General features: G+C 36.8%; 23 protein-coding genes. 6 read left to right on the plus strand and 17 right to left on the minus strand.

Annotated features, from left to right (window positions below; all coding sequences use genetic code 11):
* Positions 1–364: 364 nt before the first annotated feature.
* Positions 365–586: a hypothetical protein gene (locus ACHABU_RS18585; protein ID WP_435766459.1), complete on the minus strand. Its 222-nt coding sequence runs from the start codon at positions 584–586 to the stop codon at positions 365–367.
* Positions 587–974: 388 nt separating this feature from the next.
* On the opposite strand from ACHABU_RS18585, the gene pdaB reads away from it, so the two are divergent.
* Positions 975–1,730, plus strand: a complete 756-nt coding sequence (gene pdaB, locus ACHABU_RS18590; protein WP_435766460.1) for a polysaccharide deacetylase family sporulation protein PdaB — start codon at positions 975–977, stop codon at positions 1,728–1,730.
* Between the two features lie 55 nt (positions 1,731–1,785).
* Here the strand turns inward: pdaB and ACHABU_RS18595 are convergent, their stop codons facing one another.
* Positions 1,786–2,445, minus strand: coding sequence for a KinB-signaling pathway activation protein (locus ACHABU_RS18595; RefSeq protein ID WP_435766461.1), 660 nt, complete (start codon positions 2,443–2,445; stop codon positions 1,786–1,788).
* A gap of 160 nt (positions 2,446–2,605) precedes the next feature.
* On the opposite strand from ACHABU_RS18595, the gene gerD reads away from it, so the two are divergent.
* Entirely contained in the window at positions 2,606–3,241 is a 636-nt protein-coding gene (gene gerD / locus ACHABU_RS18600; protein ID WP_435766462.1) for a spore germination lipoprotein GerD, read from the plus strand.
* 57 nt (positions 3,242–3,298) lie between these two features.
* Here gerD and ACHABU_RS18605 read toward each other — a convergent pair whose 3' ends face one another.
* Both ACHABU_RS18605 and cwlD read right to left on the minus strand, forming a co-directional pair.
* Positions 3,299–4,357, minus strand: coding sequence for an Mrp/NBP35 family ATP-binding protein (locus tag ACHABU_RS18605; RefSeq protein WP_435766463.1), 1,059 nt, complete (start codon positions 4,355–4,357; stop codon positions 3,299–3,301).
* A 90-nt stretch (positions 4,358–4,447) separates the two neighbouring features.
* Positions 4,448–5,170, minus strand: a complete 723-nt coding sequence (cwlD, locus tag ACHABU_RS18610) for an N-acetylmuramoyl-L-alanine amidase CwlD (RefSeq protein WP_435766464.1) — start codon at positions 5,168–5,170, stop codon at positions 4,448–4,450.
* A 159-nt stretch (positions 5,171–5,329) separates the two neighbouring features.
* On the opposite strand from cwlD, the gene ACHABU_RS18615 reads away from it, so the two are divergent.
* Positions 5,330–5,776 carry a DUF948 domain-containing protein gene (locus ACHABU_RS18615; RefSeq protein ID WP_435766465.1) on the plus strand — a complete coding sequence of 149 codons (447 nt, stop codon included), beginning with the start codon at positions 5,330–5,332 and terminating at the stop codon, positions 5,774–5,776.
* A gap of 95 nt (positions 5,777–5,871) precedes the next feature.
* On the opposite strand, the gene ACHABU_RS18620 is transcribed toward ACHABU_RS18615, so the two are convergent.
* The 3 genes from ACHABU_RS18620 to ACHABU_RS18630 are packed head-to-tail and all read right to left on the minus strand — an operon-like array spanning position 5,872 to position 7,017.
* Positions 5,872–6,093, minus strand: a complete 222-nt coding sequence (locus ACHABU_RS18620) for a hypothetical protein (RefSeq protein WP_435766466.1) — start codon at positions 6,091–6,093, stop codon at positions 5,872–5,874.
* On the minus strand, positions 6,080–6,535 hold the full coding sequence (locus ACHABU_RS18625; protein WP_435766467.1) for a DUF948 domain-containing protein: 456 nt from the start codon (positions 6,533–6,535) through the stop codon (positions 6,080–6,082). The genes ACHABU_RS18620 and ACHABU_RS18625 overlap by 14 nt, the downstream gene beginning before the upstream one ends.
* A 2-nt stretch (positions 6,536–6,537) precedes the next feature.
* Positions 6,538–7,017 carry a DUF948 domain-containing protein gene (locus ACHABU_RS18630; RefSeq protein WP_435766468.1) on the minus strand — a complete coding sequence of 160 codons (480 nt, stop codon included), beginning with the start codon at positions 7,015–7,017 and terminating at the stop codon, positions 6,538–6,540.
* A gap of 138 nt (positions 7,018–7,155) precedes the next feature.
* On the opposite strand from ACHABU_RS18630, the gene ACHABU_RS18635 reads away from it, so the two are divergent.
* On the plus strand, positions 7,156–8,007 hold the full coding sequence (locus tag ACHABU_RS18635) for a YihY/virulence factor BrkB family protein (protein WP_435766469.1): 852 nt from the start codon (positions 7,156–7,158) through the stop codon (positions 8,005–8,007).
* 690 nt (positions 8,008–8,697) lie between these two features.
* On the opposite strand, the gene ACHABU_RS18640 is transcribed toward ACHABU_RS18635, so the two are convergent.
* The 4 genes from ACHABU_RS18640 to ACHABU_RS18655 form a co-directional block, all read right to left on the minus strand.
* Positions 8,698–9,918 (minus strand): efflux RND transporter periplasmic adaptor subunit, encoded by a 1,221-nt coding sequence (locus ACHABU_RS18640; protein ID WP_435766470.1) that lies wholly within the window; start codon positions 9,916–9,918, stop codon positions 8,698–8,700.
* A gap of 2 nt (positions 9,919–9,920) precedes the next feature.
* Positions 9,921–10,595 (minus strand): hypothetical protein, encoded by a 675-nt coding sequence (locus ACHABU_RS18645; RefSeq protein ID WP_435766471.1) that lies wholly within the window; start codon positions 10,593–10,595, stop codon positions 9,921–9,923.
* Positions 10,596–10,701: 106 nt separating this feature from the next.
* Complete coding sequence (locus tag ACHABU_RS18650) at positions 10,702–11,868, minus strand: GNAT family N-acetyltransferase (protein ID WP_435766472.1); 1,167 nt, start codon at positions 11,866–11,868, stop codon at positions 10,702–10,704.
* A 132-nt stretch (positions 11,869–12,000) separates the two neighbouring features.
* Positions 12,001–13,389 (minus strand): glycoside-pentoside-hexuronide (GPH):cation symporter, encoded by a 1,389-nt coding sequence (locus ACHABU_RS18655; protein WP_435766473.1) that lies wholly within the window; start codon positions 13,387–13,389, stop codon positions 12,001–12,003.
* A gap of 146 nt (positions 13,390–13,535) precedes the next feature.
* On the opposite strand from ACHABU_RS18655, the gene ACHABU_RS18660 reads away from it, so the two are divergent.
* Positions 13,536–14,744 carry a helix-turn-helix domain-containing protein gene (locus ACHABU_RS18660; RefSeq protein ID WP_435766474.1) on the plus strand — a complete coding sequence of 403 codons (1,209 nt, stop codon included), beginning with the start codon at positions 13,536–13,538 and terminating at the stop codon, positions 14,742–14,744.
* Between the two features lie 465 nt (positions 14,745–15,209).
* Positions 15,210–17,504 (plus strand): glycoside hydrolase family 3 N-terminal domain-containing protein, encoded by a 2,295-nt coding sequence (locus ACHABU_RS18665; protein ID WP_435766475.1) that lies wholly within the window; start codon positions 15,210–15,212, stop codon positions 17,502–17,504.
* Between the two features lie 235 nt (positions 17,505–17,739).
* Here the strand turns inward: ACHABU_RS18665 and ACHABU_RS18670 are convergent, their stop codons facing one another.
* From ACHABU_RS18670 to ACHABU_RS18695, 6 genes are all read right to left on the minus strand, one after another.
* A complete protein-coding gene (locus tag ACHABU_RS18670; RefSeq protein WP_435766476.1) occupies positions 17,740–19,020 on the minus strand; it encodes a TRAP transporter large permease in 1,281 nt (426 codons plus the stop codon).
* Between the two features lie 4 nt (positions 19,021–19,024).
* Positions 19,025–19,522: a TRAP transporter small permease gene (locus ACHABU_RS18675; protein ID WP_435766477.1), complete on the minus strand. Its 498-nt coding sequence runs from the start codon at positions 19,520–19,522 to the stop codon at positions 19,025–19,027.
* Between the two features lie 62 nt (positions 19,523–19,584).
* Positions 19,585–20,622 carry a TRAP transporter substrate-binding protein gene (locus ACHABU_RS18680; protein ID WP_435766478.1) on the minus strand — a complete coding sequence of 346 codons (1,038 nt, stop codon included), beginning with the start codon at positions 20,620–20,622 and terminating at the stop codon, positions 19,585–19,587.
* A gap of 383 nt (positions 20,623–21,005) precedes the next feature.
* Positions 21,006–22,193 carry a hypothetical protein gene (locus ACHABU_RS18685; protein ID WP_435766479.1) on the minus strand — a complete coding sequence of 396 codons (1,188 nt, stop codon included), beginning with the start codon at positions 22,191–22,193 and terminating at the stop codon, positions 21,006–21,008.
* A 287-nt stretch (positions 22,194–22,480) separates the two neighbouring features.
* Positions 22,481–23,974: an MFS transporter gene (locus ACHABU_RS18690; RefSeq protein ID WP_435766480.1), complete on the minus strand. Its 1,494-nt coding sequence runs from the start codon at positions 23,972–23,974 to the stop codon at positions 22,481–22,483.
* Between the two features lie 289 nt (positions 23,975–24,263).
* The gene (locus ACHABU_RS18695; protein WP_435766481.1) at positions 24,264–25,739 is read right to left on the minus strand and encodes an MFS transporter; all 1,476 of its coding nucleotides are present in this window, start codon (positions 25,737–25,739) and stop codon (positions 24,264–24,266) included.
* Between the last annotated feature and the right edge of the window lie 357 nt (positions 25,740–26,096).

Below are 26,096 nucleotides of genomic sequence, written 5' to 3' on the forward strand. Positions count from 1 at the left end.
TAAGTAAAACTTAATGAGTTGTTTCAGAAAGAAAAACAAGTTTTCTTTCTTTCGACATACTGGTTGTTTTGTTCAGTTTTCAAAGATCAATTTTTTTGTTTTGTCGTTTTTTGCGACAAGATATAATATAACACGCATATCAGTTGTTGTCAATATGTTTTATGAAATATTTTGCTTCTTCTTTTCTCGAAGTTGTTTCATAAATCGACAACAGAAATTAATATATCATAAATCATTCCCAAGAGCAATAGAAAATCACAAATTAAAATTAAATTAGTATCTGATAAAGTTGGCACTTACTAAGAGGATAATATAATCCCCAATCTCAAGAATAATTGTGTTTGAAATTGGGGATTATAAATTTTTATGGGTTCTCTCTACGTTTCGGAATATATTTCATACAATCCTGTTCACTTGCTACACGTCTTAATAATTGAAATAGAGTGCGGTACCTTTCTCTCATTGCCCGTTTCACCATATGGTCAATCCTATTGTCTTCTAAATCCATCAATAATTCTTCAAGTTCCCTCTTTAATAGATACTCAATTTCTTTTTGTTCCATTTCATTGATTAACAATCCCAGCATTTTATTCACCTCATGCGTTCTCTAATCTACATTCGATAATTCTAATTCCATTTATAAATTCCTATTTGAAAGTAGAGAATAATTCTCTTCAATATACATTCCCATTCATATATATTCTCTCTTAGAAGGTTACACCACATTCATTCGTCAATAAAAGAGGATTTTGTCGGTTATTGTCGGAATTAATTCTAAGTAATAACTTTCAATCATTAGAAAATCGGTTAATAAAATTACTATTCCCTAATTCCTACATTTTTCATCCACTTTCATCAATTTTTTCCTGAAAAATTCATTGTAAAGTTTTTGGCCCTTTGAAGGGCTTGTTCATATTTCTTTACCCTTGTCATAAATATAATGTTAGAACTACTGAATAGTGGGAGGAAAATATATGGATCATTTTTATGTAATAGGTCTTAAGAAAAGAAGAAGTTGGTTAATAATTGGATTTGCATTTTTCACTGCTCTCTTATTTTGGACTCAGAAGGATATCGTTTTTTCCGTTTTCTCCAATGACCGTCCTGTCGCTTTATCAAAAGGAAATGCAGATGAACCAAACATTGCATTAACATTTAATATTAGCTGGGGTGAAGAAAAAGCTTTGGATATTTTGGATCAGCTTAAAAATGAGCAAGTGCAAGCCACCTTCTTTGTTAGCGGGGAATGGGCAGAGCGTCATCCGGAGATACTTGAAAAAATAACAGAAGGACAGCATGAATTAGGAATGTTGGGCTACCGTTATAAAAGTTACCTTGATCAGGAAATTGATCAAGTGAGAAAGGATCTTCTTTACGCAAGGGACATTTTTAAGAAACTGGGTTACGAAGAAGTAAATCTGCTACGAACACCAAATGGTCATTTTAACGAAGAAATCATTGAACTTGCAGAGGGGTTGGAATTTGAAGTGATTCATTGGAATCTTAACCCGAATGACTGGCAAAACCCTGGTACAACTAAAATCGTTGATACGGTGATGAAAGATACAACGAATGGCGACATCATTTTGCTGCATGCCTCAGATGCTGCCAAGCAAACTGCAGATGCTTTAAAAACAATCATACCTGGCCTGAAGAACAAAGGCTTTCAATTCGTTAGCATTTCAGAATTGATTAACCAGGCGCATGCAGAAACAAAGATTATTGAATAATAATCCTAACTCGAAATAAAATACCTCTGTACCATTGTGGCCCAGAGGTATCCTTTTATGCTTTTTTGGCACCGGCTTGTTTTTTAGGTGCTTTTGTACCTTTTTGATTTTCATTCTGTGTTGCTTCGTCAGACTTCGTGATTCGATGCAGTGTAAGTAATTGGTAAGTATTACATGCCAGCAATGGAGCAATCATTAGCCATGCATAATCCGTACCTTCTACCTGTAATCCAGGCACCCATTCCACAGTAGTAATGACGACCATAAAAAATAAGGCTGGAATAAAAGCATGCTTATTTGTTTCTTTTGCTTTTTGCTTAGCAACAATCCAACCAACACTGAGTAAAGCTGCAGCCATGAGAATATACCAATATACGGCCACCTCGCCATTTGTGGCTTGGTATGGGAAATAAACCAGGTCAAAGAGTACAAATGCGATCAGTAACACCTGTATTGTAGGCCAAAACGAACGAAATAGGTTCAATCCCATACGGTGAATAAATAAATATGCAAAGAAGCCGGTCATACTAACTACACTGAAAGTTAATCCTAGACCAAAAAAAAATAAAAAAAGGCCTAGAACCTCCATAAAATCGAACGGGCTTATGTAGGTAGCGTAATCCTCCGATTTAATGAAAAAGCTAATGATGAGACCAGTAATACCTCCGATTATAAATGTTTTGAACAAGAAATTCACCAATTTACGACTATTCAATATAAATCCTCCTAATATCTCCAACAATTAACACTTTTGCGATGTACGTCTTCTATAGTAGGTATTTTATCATGAAGTGCATTAATTTTCCCCTAGGAAGTGAATATTTTATAAATTTGTCACTCATATTAAAGGATATAGGAAGGAGGTACAATACCTAATGAAACGTTTTGTATTTATTACACTCCTTGGAATATCCTTTACTTTGCTTGCTGCTTGTAATGGTGAGAACACCGCCGGTAAAGAGGGAGATTATGAAACAACGAAGAAAATGGTCGTTGATATATTACAGACAGAAGATGGTAAGAAAGCATTAACAGAAATACTGAAAGATGAAAAAGTAAAACAGGAATTGGTCATCCAATCCGACGTGGTAAAATCAGCCATTAATGAAACCCTTGTTTCAGAAAAGGGTAAAGAAATGTGGACGACCTTATTTGAAGATCCGAAGTTTGTCGAGGGTTTTGCAAAATCCATGTCGGAAGAACACAAGAAACTAATGAAAGATCTTATGAAAGATGCGGAATATCAGAAACAAATGCTAGAACTAATGAAAAACCCTGAAATTACAGACCAAATGCTCAGCCTTCTAAAGAGTCAGCAATTCAAGGCACATTTGGAAGAGACAATCACTCAAACACTGGAAACTCCTTTGTTTCAGGCAAAAATACAGAAAATATTGTTGAAAGCTGCTGAAGAACAAAGTAAGAAAGAAGAAGGTGGCGGTGGTGGTGGAGAATCAGGTGGTGGCACCGGTGGTAGTGAAGGTGGCGGTGGTGGCAGTGGGGGGCAATAATGCCTCTAACCATCTCATGAATAAGCAGAGGGCACCCCATTTAGGATGCCCTCTTCCCTATTCTTCCATTTTCGCGATAACTTTTGCTGCAATTTTGTGGAATTGCTTTCCATTTGGATGATCTTCCTGATAAACAGAAGGTGCGAATACACCCTCTTCTTCGTAAGGCTGTTGGATCGGTAACTGACCAAGTACTTTTGTTTTCAAAACCTCAGCTAGCTTCGTACCTCCGCCTTCACCAAATACAAATTCTTTTTCACCAGTCTTTTTACTTTCAAAGTAGGCCATGTTTTCAATAACACCTAAAATTTCATGGTCTGCCTTTATTGCCATTTGCCCTGCCCTAGCCGCTACAAATGCAGCTGTAGGGTGCGGAGTTGTTACAATGATTTCTTTACATGTTGGCAGAAGTTCATGGACATCCATTGCAATATCTCCAGTGCCCGGTGGGAGATCCAAGAGCAGATAGTCCAAATCGCCCCATTCCACTTCTGAAAAGAAGCTGTTAATCATTTTACCTAGCATTGGTCCACGCCAGATGATTGGTGAGTTATCCTCTACAAAGAAACCCATTGATATTACTTGTATACCAAAGCGCTCAACCGGAATAATCTTTTCGCCACGTACAACCGGCCGTTCTTCCACACCCATCATGTCTGGAACACTGAATCCGTAGATATCGGCATCAATAATACCTACTTTTTTACCAAGTCGCATTAGAGCTACTGCAAGGTTAACGGTAACCGTCGATTTACCTACACCACCCTTACCACTGGCAATTGCGATAAATTTTGTATTCGAGTTACCGCCCATCAATGATTCTGTTTGTGCCTCTTCGGCAGCTGGCTGATATTTTTGGATAACTTCATCGGGCAACGGTTCAAAACGTAAACCTACCGTATTGGCACCGTTTCTTTTTAAAATACCGACAATTTCCTGCTGCAATTCCATTTGCTCCGCAGTATTTGTCTTAGAAATGCCAATTTTGACACTGACATGCTTCTTATCTTCCTTAATCGTTACATTTGTAATTCCACCGGTTTCTTCCAGTGTTGTATGTAAAAAAGGATCTTTAACAGGATTAAGCAGTTGAACAACTTCCTCTTGCTTTAGCATTGTAAGTCACCATCCCTTATCTTTATACTCCATCTGTTAGTATAACATAAATCGCATAAATTCTAAGTGATATGTACTATGGTTACGTTTTCAATCCTCCTCATCTACATCCTCGGTCAAATACCTCAAAATTCCTTCATAAATACTTGCTGCCATTCTACGCTGGTAGTCTTCCTGTTTAAGCAATTCTCTTTCTTCAACATTCGATAAAAAGCCAATTTCCAAAAGAGCACCCGGAGCCTTAGCATGTTTCAGTAAGTAAATTCCATTTATAACCAATGGGGAACGATTTGTGTTTTCCATGTTACGAATAATCTCATCCTGTATCATTTTCGCTAGATGCTTACTTTCTTCAAATTCGGGATAGTAAAACGTTTGCGCTCCTCTCCACTGGGATGAAGGCAATGCATTTAAATGTAAAGTCAAAAAGAAATCTGGATTCTTATCTTGAATAAACTCCAGACGATTACGGATATCCTCTGCTTTCCTTCTAGCTAGCCCCTTTGTACTTTCATCTGCAAGGTCTTTATCCTCTTCTCTCGTCAAATAAACAAGTGCTCCATTTTGTTGCAAATACTTTTGCAGCATTTTTGCAACCTCAAGTGCTATATCCTTTTCTAACGTTTCATCTGCTCCAACCGCTCCCCCGTCAGGTCCGCCATGTCCCGGGTCTAGTACGATTGTTTTCCCGGATAGGGGAAGTGACCATGCATTGTTCGTATTAAACTCACTTTGACTAAGAGGAAATTGAATTAAGAAAGCTAACAGAAAAGCTCCAAGTAACCAGTACATCATCTTCTTCCCACGACCCATTTGATCCGCCCCTTAAGTATATTCTCTTATTCAATTTATGGGACAAGATACAGGATTATGACTCCCCATTTGTGGTATGCTAATATGCAAGAAACGTTTATTAAAATTACAGAAGTGGTATTAGAAGAGAAACAGGAAATTTAAGAGGGAAGTGACAGAATGATTTGGGTAGGTATTGGTCTAATTATCATCGGAATTGCGTTTATGGCTTTGGTTGTTTTTCTTATCAAGCCGCTTAATAATTTGGCTGGTGTTTTCAGCAGCCTTCAAAAAACAACTGATGAATTACCAAAAACAGTCGATGAAATAACATTACAAGCAACGAAAACCATGGGTACGAGTGTGGAAACCCTTGATCAGGTAAATAACCAGGTCAAAGAGTTGAGCCCTCTATTTCATATCGTAGGAGATGCTGGCAGAGCAACCAACCAATTGACTTCAACTATGGTGAATGCAGTCGATGATATGAAAGTAAATACACAGAATGGAAATGACTTTGCTACACGGAAAAATCTAGAAGGTTTTTATGGAGCATTAACGCTTGGATATATTCTTTTTCAGAAGAATAAGGAAATGAAAAATGAAAAAAATACAATAAATATGTAATTCGTCAATATACTTCTCTATTATTGCAAAAAAGGTCAGCCATCGATGGCTGACCTTTTTTTGCAGATAGGAAACTATCTGCAAAAGTATTCTAATCAGGTTTTACGATTTACTTCCTGTTTGATACCTTCAATAACATTCGCACGCTTTTTCCCGTCTTCATATAAATGATTTTCAAAATCTTTAAGTCGTTGAATGACTGATCGATGTTCTTCCAATTGCTGCTGGTTGGAAAGATACGTTTTTACTACCCATCCGATAGTTAATCCTCCAATAGCACCGGCTATCAGTGATGCGTTCTCTTTATTGGTTTCCATTCGCTGATTCCCCTTGTGCTACCTTCATTTCTTGACGTTTTTTCAGCCAGTAATAGCCTAAAGCAAATGATCCGTAAAGACCCCCAAGTTTATTCCCGTCTGAAACTTCTTTTCCACCATCTGTTTTTGTTTTCAAGGAGTCTGTCACATCAACCAATGAGGAAGAAAATTTCCTAGTTGCGCTTCCTACGTCTCCTACAATGTAAAATAATGGGCTTAATTGATGAAGTTTGTCATTTACATCTGCCAATGTATTGTTACTCTCACTAATCATGTTACCCGTTTCTTTAAAAACATTATCCAATTGATTCGGAAGCTGCTTTACAGTTTTATCAATACCACTTAACACGCCCGCCAGATTATTCAGAGCATGTCCAATAAATATTGCCAAAATAATAAATGCCACTCCTATGAGTAATACTCCAATACCAACTAAAGTCATCTCTATCCCTCTCTTCCAGTATTTACCGGTACAACATTTGTTTGTTGAACCATTAATTCATTCTTATTCGTCCGCTTTGTCGCTTTCCATTTGGAGTAAATTTGAACAGCTGCTTCACTCCACGTAATACCTCCTACGAAAGGTTTCATTTTCTTTTCTAATTCAACATCGGATAGGCCTTTGCTTTTTTGACTGTACACTTCATTTAGCGAATTGACTGTAACCCCAATTTCTTCTACCGAATCAAACAGGCTGTCTGTAGCCCTGACCTTTTCTCCAATGTCATCAACAAGTTTATCTGTCTCACGCACCGTTTGCGTTAGATATGGTGTAATATAATTCAGTTCCTTCTCCAATTCGCCCACTGATGTCCCAAGTGATTTCATCGTATCTGCAAGCCGTTTCAGTACCAAGGATATATAAATGACTACAATCGCAAAAGCAATTGAGCATAATAGAACACCCACATAAATGATATCCATATGTAAAACCCTCCCTTTTGATAATATTATACCACCTGCCCCCATAAATAAAACGTTTTCCACTTCTTCGTTAATAAGATTGATATCTATCGTACCAGGGTATACACAGAGTAAATGTTTTTATGATGGAGGTTTGTCATGGCGAAGGTTAAAAAAATTTCAAAAAATTTCATGGAAAGATTTAAGGAAAATAATGTGACATTACTTGCGGCTTCACTTGCATATTATTTTCTATTGTCCATTTTCCCTTTATTAATCGTAGCATTTGCAATTATTCCATACTTTAATATTAGTCCGGATGATGCGATGGGATTCATCACGTCCATCCTGCCCGGAGAATTAGCTTCTGTCTTTGAAGATAGTATCGTAGGTCTCGTTGAAACTCCTAGAGGAGGATTGCTCACAGTCGGTATTATCGGTGCATTGTGGTCTGCTTCGAATGGTATTAACGCTTTTATAAAGGCATCAAATGAGGCCTATGATGTGGAGGAAAGCAGGTCCTTTATCGTTGTTCGTTTGATAGCATTCGGTCTAACACTGGGAATGATTCTAGCTGTTGTTATTGCCATTTTGCTTCCTGTATTTGGAGATGCCATACTCGGATTTATTACATCTTTCCTTGGAATAGGTTCAGAAATGACCATCTTACTCCAAATCCTTAGATATGTCATTAGCATAATCGTTATTACTGCTTTACTATTAATGCTTTACCGCTTTGCCCCTAATAAGAAAATACCTTTCAAGCATATTATTCCGGGAGCATTGACAGCGAGTATCCTTTGGCAAGTTATTTCATTTGGATTTTCCATTTATATAAGCAATTTTGGAAACTATTCTGCTACGTATGGAAGTCTTGGAGGCATTATTGTTTTAATGATTTGGTTCTTCCTTACAGGCATTATCCTGATGATTGGAGCCATCGTTAATGTGATGTATCATAAAAAAGAAATAGGACAGGACACAGAACTTCATAAAGCTGCAAATATATAACTCAACCTCCGCAGAGCAAAATGGACAAATAAGCCTTGGTATAATTAGGAAGACTCGTGATACACTGCTCCAGTTGACTTTTGACCATCGCATTTTCTATAAATTGTGAAGTAACTACTGGTTAATTTCTATCAGTATGTAGAAACTTCGGCGACCGCTCTGGGGAAATATACTCGCTTTCCGCGGGCGGCTGGTGAGCCCCTTCATGCTAACGCATTTCAGAGTCTCACCTATGCCTTTCCTCCCGCTGGAGTCTTCGTATATTTCCCCAGAGCTGGTTTTAAGCTTACAAACTGCTAACTGCATTAGTGCTTTATAAAAATCATATCACACAGCCTTACCAGTCCGGGTGAGCGGCGGGCGGTGACTCCTGCGGAAACAGCACGTGTCCGAAGACCTGAAGAATGGTTTTCTCTTCGGGGCTGAGGCCGTGCCCGTGGAAAGCATCCGCCCAGAGCGAACCCGGACGGCGGGAAAGCAGTTAGTTCGCATTTTATCTCAACTCTGCAATGATTAAAAGAAATAAACATTACGAAAATAGCCTTTAGATAACAGCCTTTTTCTTATTAAGGTTAGCAAGGTGATTATTAAAAACATTTTAAGTTTAATCCTAACTGTTCAAACTTATTTTATTGTTACGAACGTTGAGTATATAAGAAAACAAAGAGGTCGGCATTGTGCCGACCTCTTTTATCTGGACAATAAACCTGTCATCAAGTTTTCGGCCCAATTCTCAACTGAAAAGGAATCTTTTGTTATCTCTTTTACTTGTAATGGTGTAATGAAATCTGCTCCGTCATGAAACAAACTTGGTGGATCGACAGCAACCCAGTCACCGGTTTCCACTCCATCAACAAGTTCCACCAAACTGTCTACATATAATCCGGTTTCAATATTCTGTTTGACAAGTTTCCCCTCATTTGTCATTTTCCAGACAGAAGATGTAAAAATAGCTTCCTCATAGAGTGCGGTTGCACCTAGTGATTCTTCCATTATTATGGCAATATCGGCATGATAACCAGAAAGCAATTCCTCCACTTCCGAATCTTCATTAAAAGCAATTTGGAAAGGGTAAATACTCTCACTTCCAATATCGATGGACATTGGCCTATCACTTACTTCTTGAACCGTCCCATCCAGTTTCAGACTCATCTCTTCAATTTGAACTTCCGCATCGAGACCCAGTTGCATTTGTGTTCGTTCTTTTTCCGTTAATTCCCCAACTACTTGCAAGTCTGCATTTTGAATTGTAACTACCGGGTTTTCCAACGTTTCGTTTGTATCCGTTATTATACCCGCATAAGGACTTCCTACTGTTATCATATCCCCCGAAGTCTGTAGCTCTGTTAATTGGTTTTGATGCGTCTCCAGTTGTATCTTTTTTTGTGATAGCTCCATTTCTTTTTCTACGATATATTGTTGCTTTATCAGTTCTGCATCAATGGAAGTCTGTGGGAACTCGACTTCAAGTTGTTCTTCTGTCAGAGTAAATGTACTCGGCTCTCCAGTCGTATTCAAGGGGAGCTGGTACATTTCCATTTGTGAAATTGCTGTTTCAATTGCTGCAATCTCCCCGTTAATCCGATCCATTTGATTCGTCAGGTTAGCTTCGGCCTCATAATAATTATCGACGAGGTAGTTATAAAGCGGATCCCCAGTATTTATTGGAGCCCCCTCTTCTACTAAAAACGTTTGAAAGCTACCAAGATTTTCATCAAAATAAATATGTTCCTCTCCGGTTGCCTTCAGTACGCCGGGTTTGTACAATTTTTCCACAATATCTGTCTCAAAGCTTTCGGACCAATTATTGATATATGCTGTTCTATCAATTTTCCCTTCATCATCAAGATATACAAGAAGAAAATTAACTCCAATTAATAGTATTATTAATACCCGGATTAATCTCTTCATCCTCATCCGAACCACCCACTTAATATGTATGAATCAGTAAAAGCGGTAAGCGCAGTAAGACACCAGCCAAGGAAATGCAATAATACTACATTAATCCAGATGAATGCTTTTTTCATTTCTGAAAACGACATTATATATTTGACCTGAAACCAGATAATCCACAACTGAAACAATGTTATTGCTCCAAAAAAGTAAATTATCCATGGTGTTTCTGTTATGTAGGAAGCAATAATTCCAAAAGATAGTGGAGATACCTGCCAGTTCAGACCTGCAAAGATTACAATTGGAACCCATAAAACTCGTTCCAACAGCATAACTACTAGTACAATCTGTTGCATAATAATTAGTTTCTTATACGGAATTCCCGTTAGTAAATAAAATAAAAGACTCGGTACAAACAAGATAAACATTGCAAAAACCAAGCCATAGAAGGATCTCCCTATCATAAACCATAGTTTACTAGTTTCATATGCCGGCTGTGTTAGAGAAACCGCAATACTTGATATACTTTCTGACCCCAATCCAAGAAATGCCATCCAAGCATATAGCCCAATTGCCGAAAGAATGAGTAAAATATTTACTTTCCATAAGTTTTGAATTCGTTCGGCTTTTTGTATCCTGAATAAATCGTCTTCCATTGAAAAAAGAATCTTAAATAAGTGAACATGATATGTCATCTGCTACATTCCTTTTCTACTTACCCTATTGCCTTAATTTTAACGCAGAATTTGTAGAAATACTATAAATTTTGGATTTTTTCGTAATAACGAGCTTTTAGTCCTATTAGAAGAAATCCGAAAAAAATGTTTGTCTAACAGGAACAAGTTTCTCCAGATGTAACATCGTTTCATCATTGCCTTGGATAAGCCCTGCTCTATATAATTCCAGGGGGCGCTTGTATCCAATTAACAGTGCCGCAAGCTGTTGAACCGTACAACTTATGTCAGCCGTTTCTATTGAATTATCATCCTGATGAGATACCCTTGTATTACCATTCTTTTGATTAATCCAATAGAATCCACTATTTTCTGGTAAGAAGGTATCCTCCACATGGATAACTAGCGAAGTGCCTGGAACTTGTTCAAATGGAAATTCTTTTAGGAATGCCAACACGTCTACAATACGCGCCATGAAATAAGGAGTATTTTCCTGTTTAAATCTTGGCTCATTGACCAATAATGGCAAGTTATCATTCTCAGAAACGGCCATTTTAACTTCCTTTGCCATCGAGTCGTGATTAGCAATAAACTCCAGCAGCAACTTCCAGCTATTTAACGAGTTATAAACAAGCTCTTCTACTTGTAGTAGATTATCTTTTACCGTGTAGACCATATATCCATCTGCTTCATCGTTAGTATTATAACAAACAGCTACCAGCTCATCATCCGTCAAAATACGCTGTTCCCACCACTTTTTATCACGGGTAAGCATACCATTGAATTTCAATGCAAACTCACTATAAATAGGATGAAGAAGCTCGATATCTGCTTCGACTCTTCGAACATACCCATCCGCCTCCCAATTTCTTTGCAGCTTTTCCATTGGGATCGTATAATGTTTTTCATTAAAAGCTATTTCCCAACCAAATTTGCGATAAAAAGGGACAGAAAAAGGATGTAAATAGGAAACCATTTGACCATTTTCCTTCATATATTTTAAAGCATGGGAAAGAAGTTGTTTTACCATTCCATTTCTACGATACTCCGGCCATGTAGATACCGAACTGATCCCCCCCATTTTAAATGTTTTACCATTTATATAGACGGACAGCGGGATTAAATGGAGCTTTGCTGCTAGCTTTTCCTTATCCATCCATCCCCATATGATATGTCGGTCTGCCTCTTCTTTCTTTTTAATCAAAGCTTCTTCTGTAAGTTTATACTGAAAAGCAAATTGAGATAACCTAAAAATTTGGTCGTAATCTTTTGAGTATAACTGTTGGATTTCCATCTTGTTTCACTTCTCTCCCTTAAATTTATCGTTTATTTTAAATTGATAGTAACATTATCGCTGACCTTCTTCAAAATTATATCTATCAAAAAAAAGACTCCCTCTAAGAATAAAGGGGAGTCGTTTTGTGACCTATTGTTTCGCATCAAGATCTGCTGCGATACCTGCTACTTTTTCTTCGGAAAGGTGGTAACCGAATTTAAATACAATAAAGCTTATAAGACATGCGATTGCAGGGAGGAGAACCATTAATATTTCCAGACCTAAGATGGTATCTGGGCTTTGAACTGCATTCGGAATATATCCGATCACTGTAAGTCCCATTGCTCCAACGAAGCCTGCTATTGCCTGAGATACTTTACGCATAAAGCTATACAAAGAATAAGTTGTACCTTCTTGCCTGTATCCAGATTTCCACTCGCCGTAATCGATAACATCTGACACAAAAGCCCACATTAGCATGTTTGGCAGTGTAATCCCTGTCATACCAGTCACAAGCAAAACGATAACAGTTACTTCATGTATTGGAACAATAAATAGTAAACCAAACGCTACTGCACCCAGTAAAAATCCAAATAGCGAGAGTTTCTTCTTGCCATATTTCACGGTAAGTTTTGGTATGAACATAACAAGAATGACCATTGCTGCGATATTTATCATATTAAATATCGGAAATAACATTTGGTTTCCTAAAACATACGTAAAATAATACATACCTACTGATTGGTTGATCCACATCGCTGCTAAAACAAAAAATGACATACCGCAAAGTGCTAGAAACGGACCATTTTTCAAAATTCTAGTAATCATGTTAATATTTATTTTTTCTGGTTTAGCTGATTGAACAGGTTTGATTCTCTCTCTCGTATTCTTATAAGTGATATAATATAATACTAAAGCGATAACACCCATAATTGATACGACAGCAGGATAACCTATCCTTGGGGATGGAAACATATTAACCATCGGGACCACAAGTACTCCTACCGCAAAAATTCCAATCATAGAGCCTAAACCTCGGTAAGACGATAACGCAGAACGATCTCCTGAATCTCTAGTCATTACAGATGCTAATGAACCATATGGAATATTAATCACCGTATAAGCCATCCCAAATAAAATATAGGTTACATAAGCATACACAAGTTTTCCTCCATCCGAAAAGTCAGGAGATAAGAATAGTAATACGGACATCACTACGAGTGGAATACCAGCCCATCTCAGAAATGGTCTAAATCTACCATTTGGATTGTTTCCTCCAAAACGGTCGACGATTACACCCATAAATGTATCTGTAAACGCATCCAATATGCGCGCAATTAAAAACAGCGTCCCAACTGCAGCTGCAGTGATTCCAAAAACATCTGTATAAAATACCATTAAGTAAGTAGTAACCATTGAAAATGCTAAATTATTCGCTGTATCACCTAAACCGTAGGAAAGTTTTTCCTTCATACTTATTTTTCCAGATGCATTGTTTTCTTCTACGATTGGATTATGATTCGTTTGTATATTCTCCATCGTCAACCCTCCATATTAGTTGCAATCGTTTCCATATCCTTATTATAATAAAATTATAAACATTTTTATAAGGACTATTTCATCATAAAATAGGACATATATAGCGTTTTCATTAAACGCTTTCTTTTTAAAGGGGGATACGAGCAATGGAATCTATACATGCACCTATTATTGCTGCGGCTATAAAGCTAAACCATATTACAAATCTCAATACATATGTAGTTGATGAAAATGAAAAATTTACTTTTCAACAGAAAGAGATCTCCATCCCGAACTTCATGCCCGGGTCTGATGGAGAAGATGTTTTGTACTTAGCCAGGAAGATAAGTTATGAGACAAATAAGTTATTTATTTATATAAACGAATGGGGATTGCACTATTTGGGAATATCTTTTTCAAAAAACGATACGTATACCGTTATCATTGGCCCCTACTTAGATACAACTCTAAATCTTTACAGTCTATCTAGAGAATATAATCTTACCAATCATGAAAGTGAGGATTTACGTGTTGTATATGATCAGTTCCATATTTTAACAGTTGATAAAGTACTTAGTTTTTCTAGCGTTCTAAAACAATTCGAAATATTATTAGAAGAAGATCAAATTCCAGAAACTATTACTTCGGATAAGCAAATCGGTAGAGACAAAAATAGCGACAACAAAATGAACGCGGAAGAAGATACAGAAATTATTAAAATGAGATATAAGATTGAGGAAGATTTTATACATACCGTGGAAACGGGGGATAAAAAGGCAGCAAAAAAACTATTTAATTCCAATCCTATTTTGCTTTCTTTTTCTGAGCGTTTTCCAAATCAGCCATTACGTAGAGTAAAAAACTTGGCTATTGTTTTAAACACGTTATTACGTACTGCTGCCAGAAAGAGAGATGTTCCGCCAATACTCATTCATCGTATCTCTGAAAAATATGCTTATGAAATTGAATTAACGAATCAAATCGCCCAATTGCATCAATTGAATGACGATATGATTGATGATTATGTAAATGTAATTCAAAGCAATGCTCTAAACCAGTATTCAAAAGTGACGCAAAAGGTAATCGAACACCTGGTAAGTTTCTTTGACAAGCAAATTGATAAAAATGAACTAGCAGAACTTACATTTACAAATCTAAGTCATTTGGCCCGGAAATTTAAAAAAGAAACAAGTATGACAATTACAGGATATCAGCAAATGTTACGTATTAATAAAGCAAAGTATCTGCTAAAATCCGAAACCATCTCCATTGAAGAAATAGCCTGGATTGTCGGATATGATGATTCCTCCTACTTTACAAGGGTGTTTAAGAAAGAAACAGGTTATACCCCGTCCTATTACAGAGAAAATGCATAAAAACCGAACAGTCTGAGAGGAAGCGTGGGGACGGTTCTTTTGCTTCCTTTTAAACAAATAATACGACTGATAAGTATCTTGCATCTTTAAATTCGGAGAGCGACAGTGATGCTACTATATTCCCTGTAATATTTTTATTGCGGCTTTATTCCTATTTAGTTTGTTTGATAGCTCCATTTTCACCAGCCTATTATCTCATTTTTAGAAATATACAGAAAACTACTTGAATATTAAACCGCTTATATCTAAAATATAAATATATTGATTAGTTGGTTCAATATCCAAATTAATTTTCCCGAGTTAGGTTAACGCTTTTCCAGCCTTTTGGAAGCGCTTTAACGTTTGAGGAGTATTATTTACCCAGTGACTTTAAGGGGGTGGTTATTTGTAGTAACGTTATTATGAAAGCGGTTTATCTCGATAGTGTTTCATGATTTCTGACTAAAGTTGAGAAGGAGGAAGAAAATGCAATTAAGAAAGAATACCCTTAGTAAGGTTATTATTTGCGCACTAGTTTTAGTATTAGTAATTGTTCCCGTTACACCTTCATCAGGTATAGTAAGTGGAGAAGGTTCTGCAGTGGATATAGAAACAAGAGTGAAGGACATCATCGAAGTAGATGGTGAAAGATTTCGAGACTTGAATGCAAATGATGAATTGGATGTTTATGAGGACTGGAGGTTACCTGTTGAAGAGCGAGTGGACAACCTGGTCTCTCAAATGACAGTGGAAGAAAAAGTAGGTATGATGCTGATTTCCACCTTTAATAACGAATCCAGCCGGACATCGCTGGCAGAAGATCATTTACGCTATTTCATTGTTCGTGATGACCCGGAGCCCAGCGACCTGGCTTCCCGCAACAATGATTTTCAGGAACTTGGAGAGGCTTCACGGTTGGGGATTCCAGTTGTAATGACTTCCAATCCGCGTAATCATGTAAATCCTAATCAAACATACGGACATGCAGAGGCTGGAGGGCAACTGTCGACCTGGCCGGGTGAACTAGGACTTGCTGCCACACAGGATCCTGAGCTTGTAAAAGAATTTGCACAGATTGCAGCCAAGGAATGGCGAGCTGCCGGTATGCATAAGATTTATGGTTACATGGCAGATGTACTGACCGAACCACGATGGACCAGAACGGATGGTACATTTGGAGAAGATCCTGAACTAGTTTCCGCGATGATAACTTCCATCGTCGAGGGATTTCAAGGTGAAGAATTAGACGAAAACAGTGTCTCACTCACGATTAAACACTTTGCTGGTGGTGGTCCTAGGCTGAATGGTACCGACCCACACCACGAGTGGGGAAGTACAAATGTATATCCAACCGAGGGTAGCTTGTATACGTATCACTTACCACCATTTGAAGCTGCGATAGAGGCTGGTACAACATCAATTATGCCGTACTATGCAAAGCCTGTTAATGAAGGTAGCGCACTACAGCTTCCAGAGCATCTGTGGTATACAGAGGAACAACAATTTGAGGAAGTTGCTTTTGCATATAATGAGGGGTTGTTGCAGGGGCTCCTTCGTGATGAGCTTGGGTTTGAAGGTTACGTTAACTCTGATACCGGTATAATTAAAGATAGCGCTCGCCCATGGGGTGTGGAACATTTAACAGAGCCAGAGCGTTATGCTAAGGCAATCGAAGCAGGAACAAATATATTCTCCGGTGGTACAGATGTTGACCCACTGTTGGAGTCCGTTAATTCTGGACTTGTAGATGAATCTGCTATTGATAATTCGATTTCATTCCTACTTATAGAGATGTTTGAACTTGGACTGTTTGAAAATCCTTATGTCGATCCGGAGCGGGCTCAGGAAATTGGAGATGATCCAGAATCTCAAGCTTTGGCAGATGAAGCACATCGTAAGTCTATTGTATTGTTGAGAAATGGTAACGATGATACTGGTCAAGTATTGCCAATTTCAGATAAGGAAGTAGAAGATGTTAAGCTTTATGTGGAAGTTTTTGAGGAAGATGAAGAAGCAGCAGCCGAAGCAAGTAAAGGCTTGGCTGAGTCCATTAAGCTGGCAGACTCATCAATCAATGTAGTTGATTCTCCGGAAGAAGCAACACACGCCTATCTCGCTGTTTTGCCTGCATTGAGCTGGAGAGAAGATGATACCGAAAATGATCCACCATCCATTGAGCTGATCAAGGACTCCGATACAGGGATAGATTCTGAACGCATTCTTGAATTGCAAGAACAGGTGGAAACAACGATTCTTGGTGTAAATATGACAAACCCATGGTTGATTAACGATATTGAGCCTGGGGCGGATGCGGTATTAGCTACATTTAATACCACTCCAGATGCGATAGTTGACATCATTCGCGGCAAATTTAACCCATCAGGAAAGCTGCCATACACCGTTCCTGCTGATAAAGAAGCCGTGGAAAATAATCTTTCGGATGTTCCTGGTTATGCGGAAACATTTGATTATGCTTATACCAATGAAGTAGGTGATGAATACGCGCTTGGTTTTGGTCTTTCCTATAAGAATACCTCCTATTTAAAATCAAAAATTGACCGTTTAGAAGAAGATGGAGAGTTTGCTAATCATGGTGCAGCTCAATCCTTAAAGGCCAAATTGAATCCAGTGGAGGAATTTGAGAAACAAGGGGAGTCACAAAAGGTTATTAAGCATATGGAAAAATTCAATAAGAAACTTATTCAACTAGAAGGAAAGGGATTCATATCTAAAAGCGGATATGAGGAACTTAAGAAAGATGCTAGTAATTTAACAAAATAATAGTAATAGAGAGTTTCCTTAATTGATGTGATAATCCCCCTGACTGTTGTTGCCATGGGGGATTTTACATTGGAGTAGTGATAGCAAAAGTATCAATAATAAATCAGAACTGGTTTTAGTTTTGCTATCGAATTGGTAACGTTTTGCTAAGTTTGATGGTTATTGTGATGGCACTGTTTGGTTTATTCATTAAAAAATCACCCTCAGTTCACAAAATGTGATGAGAGTGATTCATCTATTGTCCTAACATATTCGGTAACCAAAGCACAAGCTCTGGGATAAAGGCAACGAGTAATAACACGACAATCATAACAACATAGAAAGGGAACAGGCCTTTCGTAGCATTTTCAATCGATATTTTCCCAATTGCTGACCCTACGAAGAGCACCGTACCAACTGGTGGCGTAATTAAACCAATACCCAAACATAAAATCATCATTACACCAAAATGAACCGGATCCATCCCCACACTTGTTGCAACCGGTAATAGAATTGGGGTTGCAATTAAAATAAGTGGCGCCATGTCCATAATCATACCTAGTAGAAGCAATATAATGACAATTAGTAGAATGGTAATTCCGTCATTTGGTGAAAGGCTAATTAATGCTTCTGCTACCATAGCTGGGACCTTTAACAGTGCTAATAACCAGCCAAATGCAGAAGAAGCAGCAATTAAGAATAATACCATTGATAGTGTTTTAAATGACCTGTGCAGTATAACTCCCATTCTAGGAATCTTAATATCACGGTACACAAAAAATGTAATAATAAATGCATATAGGGTACCGATAGCAGCAGACTCCGTAACCGTGAAAAACCCACTGAGGATACCACCAAGGATGATAACAACTGTAAATAGACCTAATAAACCTTCCCAAATGATTCTAGGGATTTCTTCCTTTTTTACAGGCTCACCAATTGGGTATTTCCTTTTTACCGCAATTACATAGGTTAAAATCATTAATATTAAACCTAGCAGCAATCCAGGGACAAGCCCCCCCATGAATAATCCCCCAATGGAAACACCACCAGCGGCTGTCGAGTAAATAATCATGTTGTGGCTCGGTGGAATCATTACCCCCTGTGCCGAACTAGAAATAGTAACAGCTACAGAGAAATTGGAATCATATCCTTGCTTTTTCATCATCGGGATCATTACCGAACCGACTGAAGACGTATCAGCAATAGCTGATCCTGAAATACCACCGAAAAAGGTACTCGCCAATACGTTAACCATAGCGAGACCGCCTCTGATTTTCCCAATAAGAACATTGGCTAAATTGATCAGTCTCCTTGAAATTCCACCTTCATTCATGATTTCCCCAGCAATGATAAAGAAAGGTATTGCCAGTAATGAAAATGAATTTAATCCCGCTGCCATCCGTTGAATGATAGCAGCTAAATCAATATCCATGTATATACCAGTTACAAGAGAAGATAATATAAGTGAAAGTGCGATTGGAACTCTAAATAAAATCATTAATAAAAAACTGCCTAATAAGATCCATACCTCCATATTCTCACCCCTCACTTACATCTTCTAGCTCTTGATGCAAACCTTTCTTAAGTAATAAATCGATTCCATTTAAAACAACAAAAAAACCAGATACAGGAATAATCACATATAACGCACTCGAAGGCAATCCTGTTGCTGGCATCGTGGAATTACCAGTTAATATTGTAAATTGCCAACCATAATATATTAAAATAACCCCAAAACCAATGATTAAGATCTTCGCAAAATAATCAAAAATATCCTGAACTTTATCGGGTAGTGCATTCACGACTAGCCCTACAGCAATATGTAGTTTTTCTTTAAAACCATAAGCAACTCCCAAAAAACTCACCCATACAAAAAGAAGACGTGATATTTCTTCGGTCCATGCTGGAGCAGCTTGTAGTATCTGACGTGCAAATACTTGATAGATAATAATGATAACCATCATTGCTAGTACAGTTAATGAGAACACCAGCAGAATCCGATTTAGGACATCTGTAATCGTTTTAAAGGCTTTCACGGTACAGTCCCCCTCCTAAATTTAATAGGGAAGTGAGGACCTCACTTCCCCACACCTATTTATTATTGTGTTAGTTTGTCAATCCATTCTTGATATTGAGAGCCAAATTCGTCGTAAACCGGTTGAACAGCATCTCTCCATACTGAAATATCTTCTACTTCTGTTAATTCAGATCCAGCCTCTTGAACTGCTACTTTCGCTTCCTCTGTTAACTCTGCCCATGCTTCGCGTTGAACTGCCACTGATTCTAGAGCAGCTTCCTGGAATGCTTGCTGGTCTTCTTCACTCAGCTCATCCCATAAACCTTGGGATGCCATCAATACTTCTGGAGTACCTTGATACCCATTAACTGTAAAATATGGAGATACTTCATAATGCCCTGCAGTATAATAGCTTGGGAAGTTATTTTCTGCACCATCAATAACTCCTGTTTGCAGTGCAGAGTATACTTCGCCATATTCCATCGGTGTAGCTTGTGCACCTAAAGACTCAACAATTGCGATGGCCAAATCTGATGATTGTACACGAATTTGTAACCCTTCCATGTCTGCAGGAGTTGCTACGGGATGTGATGTATTGTAGAAACTTCTTTCACCAGAATCATAGAATGCTAGTCCTTTTAAACCAGAACCATCTAATGTACCTAAAAGTTCCTGACCAACTTCACCATTTAGTTTCTCCCATTTTGCAACTTCATCTTCAAATAAATAAGGCATAGATAAAACACCAATTTGTTCAGAGAACTGTGTTAATGGAATTGCATTAACTCTTGCTAATTCGATCGTACCTAATTGTACTTGTTCAAGCACTTCCGATTCTTCCCCTAATTGACCACCAGAGTATACTTCAATTTTATAGCGACCATCTGTTTTTTCTTCAACGAGTTTAGCAAACTCTTTATCGCCTACTGTTGTTGGATAATCTTCTGGATGGTTTTCTGCTAGACGCAATGTGATTGCTTCTGCATTTTCTTCGCCTTCATTAGAATCTGTCGAATCTTCTGCGCTATCTGTTGTTCCTTCGTCTTCATCACCACAAGCAACTAAAACGATTGTAGCTAGAAACATAACTAAAATTAATGCTAGTAATTTTTTATTCATCCTATTTTCCCCCTTAAATATGTTAATTTTCTAATATTAGAAACCGCTTCCAAAGTTAAAATTACTTTAAGTAAATTACCCTCCTTTAAATGTTATTTTGTTCAACAGACAAACTAATTGATATTTGTTATTATCATTGTAATTGTAAGCGGTTTATTAATCAAGTATTTTTTTAAATAAATAGATAATACTTAATTTAAACTTTCTTGATAGGTGATAACTACGCCATTTAGTTTAAAACAGCATCGACGATATATCCTATTATCAAACTCATGATAAAGATGAGATTTGACGCTCTTCTCATCTGGTCCCTTCTCCTTCTCTATAAGAGGAAATACGCAACAATTGACCCAACAAAACCAAGCCCTAAGGCATATGGTAAATTACTTAGTGTAATACGATATGGATTTTGCCCCGTACTTTGAGAGGTCAGCTGTACGATTAAACCATAAGCCCCCAACGGTTAATGTAGCAACAGAGCTTGTTGCCAAAACGATGGCAAGACTTACTGGATTCATGGTTTCCAATAACGTTGCAATGACTCCACCTAGAATTCCAATCGTCGCAATTGGGTGAACACCAAACATACTCATAAAAATGAAAATAACCTGTATTAAAATAAAAACAAGCAATGGGTATTCAGAAACAGCAATGACTGGTTGTTGAATAAAATCTAAAAATGCTGTCCCACTAATACTAACTTCAAAAAAGGATAATGATAAAAATAACACAACGAAATTCTGCATCGTATTTGTTTTCATCTTCCATGTATTCCACCCAATAGCCCAGAAACTCCTGCTTCGTTTTATAAGGAAGGACCATAGGAGCGCAAATGGGAAAATAAGGATTGTAACAGTAAAGATGAAATCTAAATTAAATTGATTACCTAGAAAAATAACGAGGGTTAAAAATAGAACAAGCGCGACTAAGAGATGAATAATTTTCTTGGTTAATTTCTTCCTATCAATTGGAGACTGTTTCAATAGTTTACTATCCCCATAGGAGTAACTCTTATAATGATAACGACCCCAAATGGAATCAAGTATAAAGGTAATACCTGCGATCAATAGAAGCCAAGGTAATAAGGAAACATAGTCCACCCCTGTTGTAAATATGGAAACGGCTAGCAATATTTCTAATGGACTCCACAATAGCGCTAATGTAAACCCTCGAAGTGTTGCGGTAGTTATAAAAGAGTTTCGTAGTCTTTTATCAAGCGAACTCAAGTTATTTTTCAATACATCCTGAGAAATCGTAGCCGCTGACAAGTTTAAAAAAGATGCCAATGTTAATGTTGTAATAGAGCTACGTGGATAAAGTTTTCCTAGATCAGAAGCATTTACATTTAATAAGTTATTCAGACTCCGATCGAACCTGCCACTTCTTACAACACTATTCATCCAAGGAAGCATTGCTAATAATGTCAATAGCGACATATTGGATGTTAAAAATGCTGGAATGGCGAGTATCGATTGGCCTGAGGTAAGATAAGCGATAGCTCCTACGGCTAAGAAGGCACATCCAAGAATTTTAAAAAGCCTTGAAGCACCAAAAAAAGATACAAGTAACATTAAAATAGTAAAAATACAAAAGAATAAAAAATGTACAGATAGCGAAAAATTGGATGTTGTTTCATTTTTCCTCCTATAAGATTTCTTAAATACAACCAGAAATAGATTAGTAAAATGGTTGATTATATGTATAAGATAATTATCATACATGTAAGCGCTTGTTATAGCAAGATGCCTTTAACTTCTATCCATAACAAAAAGCAACTCTATCTATTAAAAGATAGAGTTGCTTTTTAATATATGGTATAGCATCAATTTCTAAAGAATTTAAGTTGCAGTATCAATCATTATACTGCATCTACTTTACTATCACTTTCTGTTTCTTTAATTTTTCCTTCTGCTTTTAATCTTGCTAGTTCTGTTTGTATTTCTTCCATTCTCTTATCATCTAAACTATAAAATTTCATTGCTACAAGTGACACTACTAACATTAGTGCTGGTAGACCAAATCCTAGTAATAATGTCATTCCAAACAAAGGTGTTGTTAATGGATCATTAACCGTTGGGAACTCAGCTGTAAATCCAATAAGTGCCACTCCTAATCCAACAATAGCAGGAGCTAATGATGTAACTAACTTATCAACAAAGGAGAAAAGTGTCCCTAACATCCCTGGTACATAGCGTCCTGATTTGTAAGTTTCATAATCGGAAATGTCTGCAATCATTGGGTTTACCAATGTTGAAGGTATTGCACCAAATCCCATTGCGAGCGAGTATAAAATAACAAATAGTACAATACCGATACCAATGTTACCAGACATGGAAGTTGGATCACTAATGACTAAGAATAGAACAACCAATCCTACTAAGGATAGAAAGGAAATCCAAGTTGATTTTATAAATGAATTTCTCATACCACGTTTTCTAGCAATTGCAACTGCAATAAATGTGATTAGTAAAATTGGGATAACCGTAATCATGGATACTGTACCACTTAGTGCATAATCACCTATTAGAATTCCAAAGATCATTACCATAACTACAGATTGCCTCAAGAGGCTAAAAGCTAATTTATCTGCTGTAACAGCAGTTATTAGCAATTTTAATGGCCTGTTGCCTTTTAGAATTGGCCAATAATCTCGAAAACTCGTATTTACTGTTAAATTTGCTAAACCGTAAAACTCTTTACGGTCTTTACCAGATATACCAATTACAGCTAAGATTGTACAAATAGCGGCAAAAATGATTGCTAGTGTATTTAACTCCACGAATAACCCCATATTAAAGTCCCCGTGTTTTGCAATCAGGTAAGATGCTACATAAACTTGACCTAATGTGAATACCACCGTGTTGTATACACCATCAAAAACAGAAAACAACGGTCTTTGTTTTGGACTGTTCGTCAATACTGTTTGCGCTGCTTTTGTTACAGCAGTTTGAAAAGTGTAACCGATAACATAAAGTGCATATGTCAATATAAAGAAAATTAATTGAAATTCTTGTGGTAAGGTATGTGTGATGCTATACATGAGTATAATCGAAGTAGCTAAGATTGCGTTTCCTAAAATCATTAATGGCCTGAACTTACCAAATTTTGATTCCGTTTTATCAATAATAAATCCTACAACTGGATCGGTAATTCCATCAAATACACGCATTGCTGTTAACACGATACTTACTAATGCAACGGTTAGACCTGCTACCCCTGCTGCATAATAAGAGACGAATGTTAAAATAAACATATATAGATTTGTTGCCGTATTATTGAGTGCAAAAAAGCCAATCTGCCATAACTTTGCTGTGTTATATTGTTGTTCTTTTCCTATAGATGATGTTGACATTATTTTTCCTCCTTTTATTAAACCGCTTACATTGATGAATAAAAAAATTTCCCTTTATGAATGTAAAATTATGCCTAAAGCCGTTTGTTTGCTAAACAAACTAATTACCTATAAATTTATAATATGTCAATTCGACAAATAATGCAAGCGCTTTTTTATTAAATTTTAAAAAAAATGTTATTCGCAATATAACATGTATTCATAATCAAAATAGAAATGTAATAGAAAAAAGAGGACATCTCATTTAAATGATAAATGAGATGTCCTCTTTTAACTAATCAACCCTTTGCTATACAACAGTTTTCTTTTTTTCTTCTGACTTTTCCTTAATTTCTGCAATTGCTTCTTGAATCTCTTCCATTTTTTTGTAATCTAAATTATAGAATTTCATCGCTATAAGTGAGATGATCCACCCAATTATTGGTACACCAAATGCTAGAAAAATTGTCATTCCATATAAAGAAGTTGTCAATGTATCCTCTATCTGTGGAAATTCTGAACGATATCCAATTAGAGCTACAGCAAATCCGACGACTGCTGGCGCTAAAGAAGAAATTAACTTATCAACAAACGAGAATATGGTTCCCATCATTCCGGGTACATAACGCCCTGACTTATATGTTTCATAGTCTGATATATCTGCAATCATTGGAATTACTAGTGCAGATGGAAGTCCACCGAACCCCATACCCAACGTATATAAAACTAAAAATACTATTGTAGCAAATCCAATATTTTCAAGTGAAATTGTTGTAGGATCAATCATAAATAAAAATGCAGCTAGAATACTAAAAGCTATCAATCCAATCCAAGTTGACAGGACTAAGGATTTTTTCAGACCTGTTTTTCTTGCATACCAAACCCCTACAAATACTATCAACACAGTTGGTACCATAGTAACTAATGATACGGTGCCACTTAACTCATAGTCCCCTATCAAAATTCCGAATAACATTACTACTACCACTGCATGTCGAAGAACGCTGAGGGTTAGTTTATCAGATGCAGCAGCAATAACAAGCATTTGCATTGGCCTGTTTCCTTTTAGAATTGGCCAGTAATCACGAAATCTAGTTTTCACATTACTATCCGCCAAACCAAAGTACTCTTTACGGTCTTTTGATCCAATACCAGTTACAGCTAAAACAGTAAATATACCGGAAAGAATAATAGCATAGGTGTTTAATTCTGTAAATAAGGACATCGTAAAACCGCCGTGTTTTGCTACAAGATAAGAAGCAACAAAAATTTGACCACCAGCAAATAGTACAGTATTATAGACGCCATCAAAAATAGCGAAAAGGGGCCGTTGTTTTGGACTATTTGTCAAAACAGTTTGAGCAGCTTTTGTACAAGCTGTTTGAAATGTATAACCTATAATATAAACTGCATAGATAGCAATAAAGAAAAATATCTGTAATGACTCCGGCAGTAAATGGGTTACATTATACATAAGTAAGATAGAACCCGCTAATATAACATTTCCTAAAATCATCAGTGGTCGAAACTTACCAAATTTTGATTCTGTTTTATCGATAATAAAGCCTATAATTGGATCTGTAAACCCATCAAATACCCGCATTGCTGTTAAAATCGTACTTACTATCACAACTGTCAGTCCAGCTATTCCTGTTGCATAATAAGATACAAATGCTAAAGCAAACATGTATAAATTTGTTGCAGTATTATTTAATGCAAAAAAACCAATTTGCCATAATTTAGCTGTGTTATATTGTTGGTTACTTTCAATCGTTTTACTAGACATGAGACATCCCCCTTAATTTTAATATAGCCACTGAAACAAACAAAATCTTCTGAAATATACTGATAAAACTACTTCTTGTTTACCGATTATAATCATTCAATGTTTTTTTAATCGACGTACAATACTCCCTTGCGTCAACTAAAACCCCATCCCCCCTGTTCAATCGATTTAGAGCGTTTACAAAACACCGTTTCAAACGTTTCTGCTTAATCACTAAAAGATATATTTTGTTTGCAAAACAAACTATCTTTTACTAAAAATAATTGTAAGCGCTTTAAAAAGCAACAACTATTTTTTTAATTTATCAATTATTTTTAAATAAGCAAATAATAGGAAAAATCTCAACAAAAACCAAAA

The sequence above is a fragment of the Oceanobacillus sp. CF4.6 genome, assembly GCF_051262635.1.
Lineage (GTDB): Bacteria > Bacillota > Bacilli > Bacillales > Amphibacillaceae > Oceanobacillus.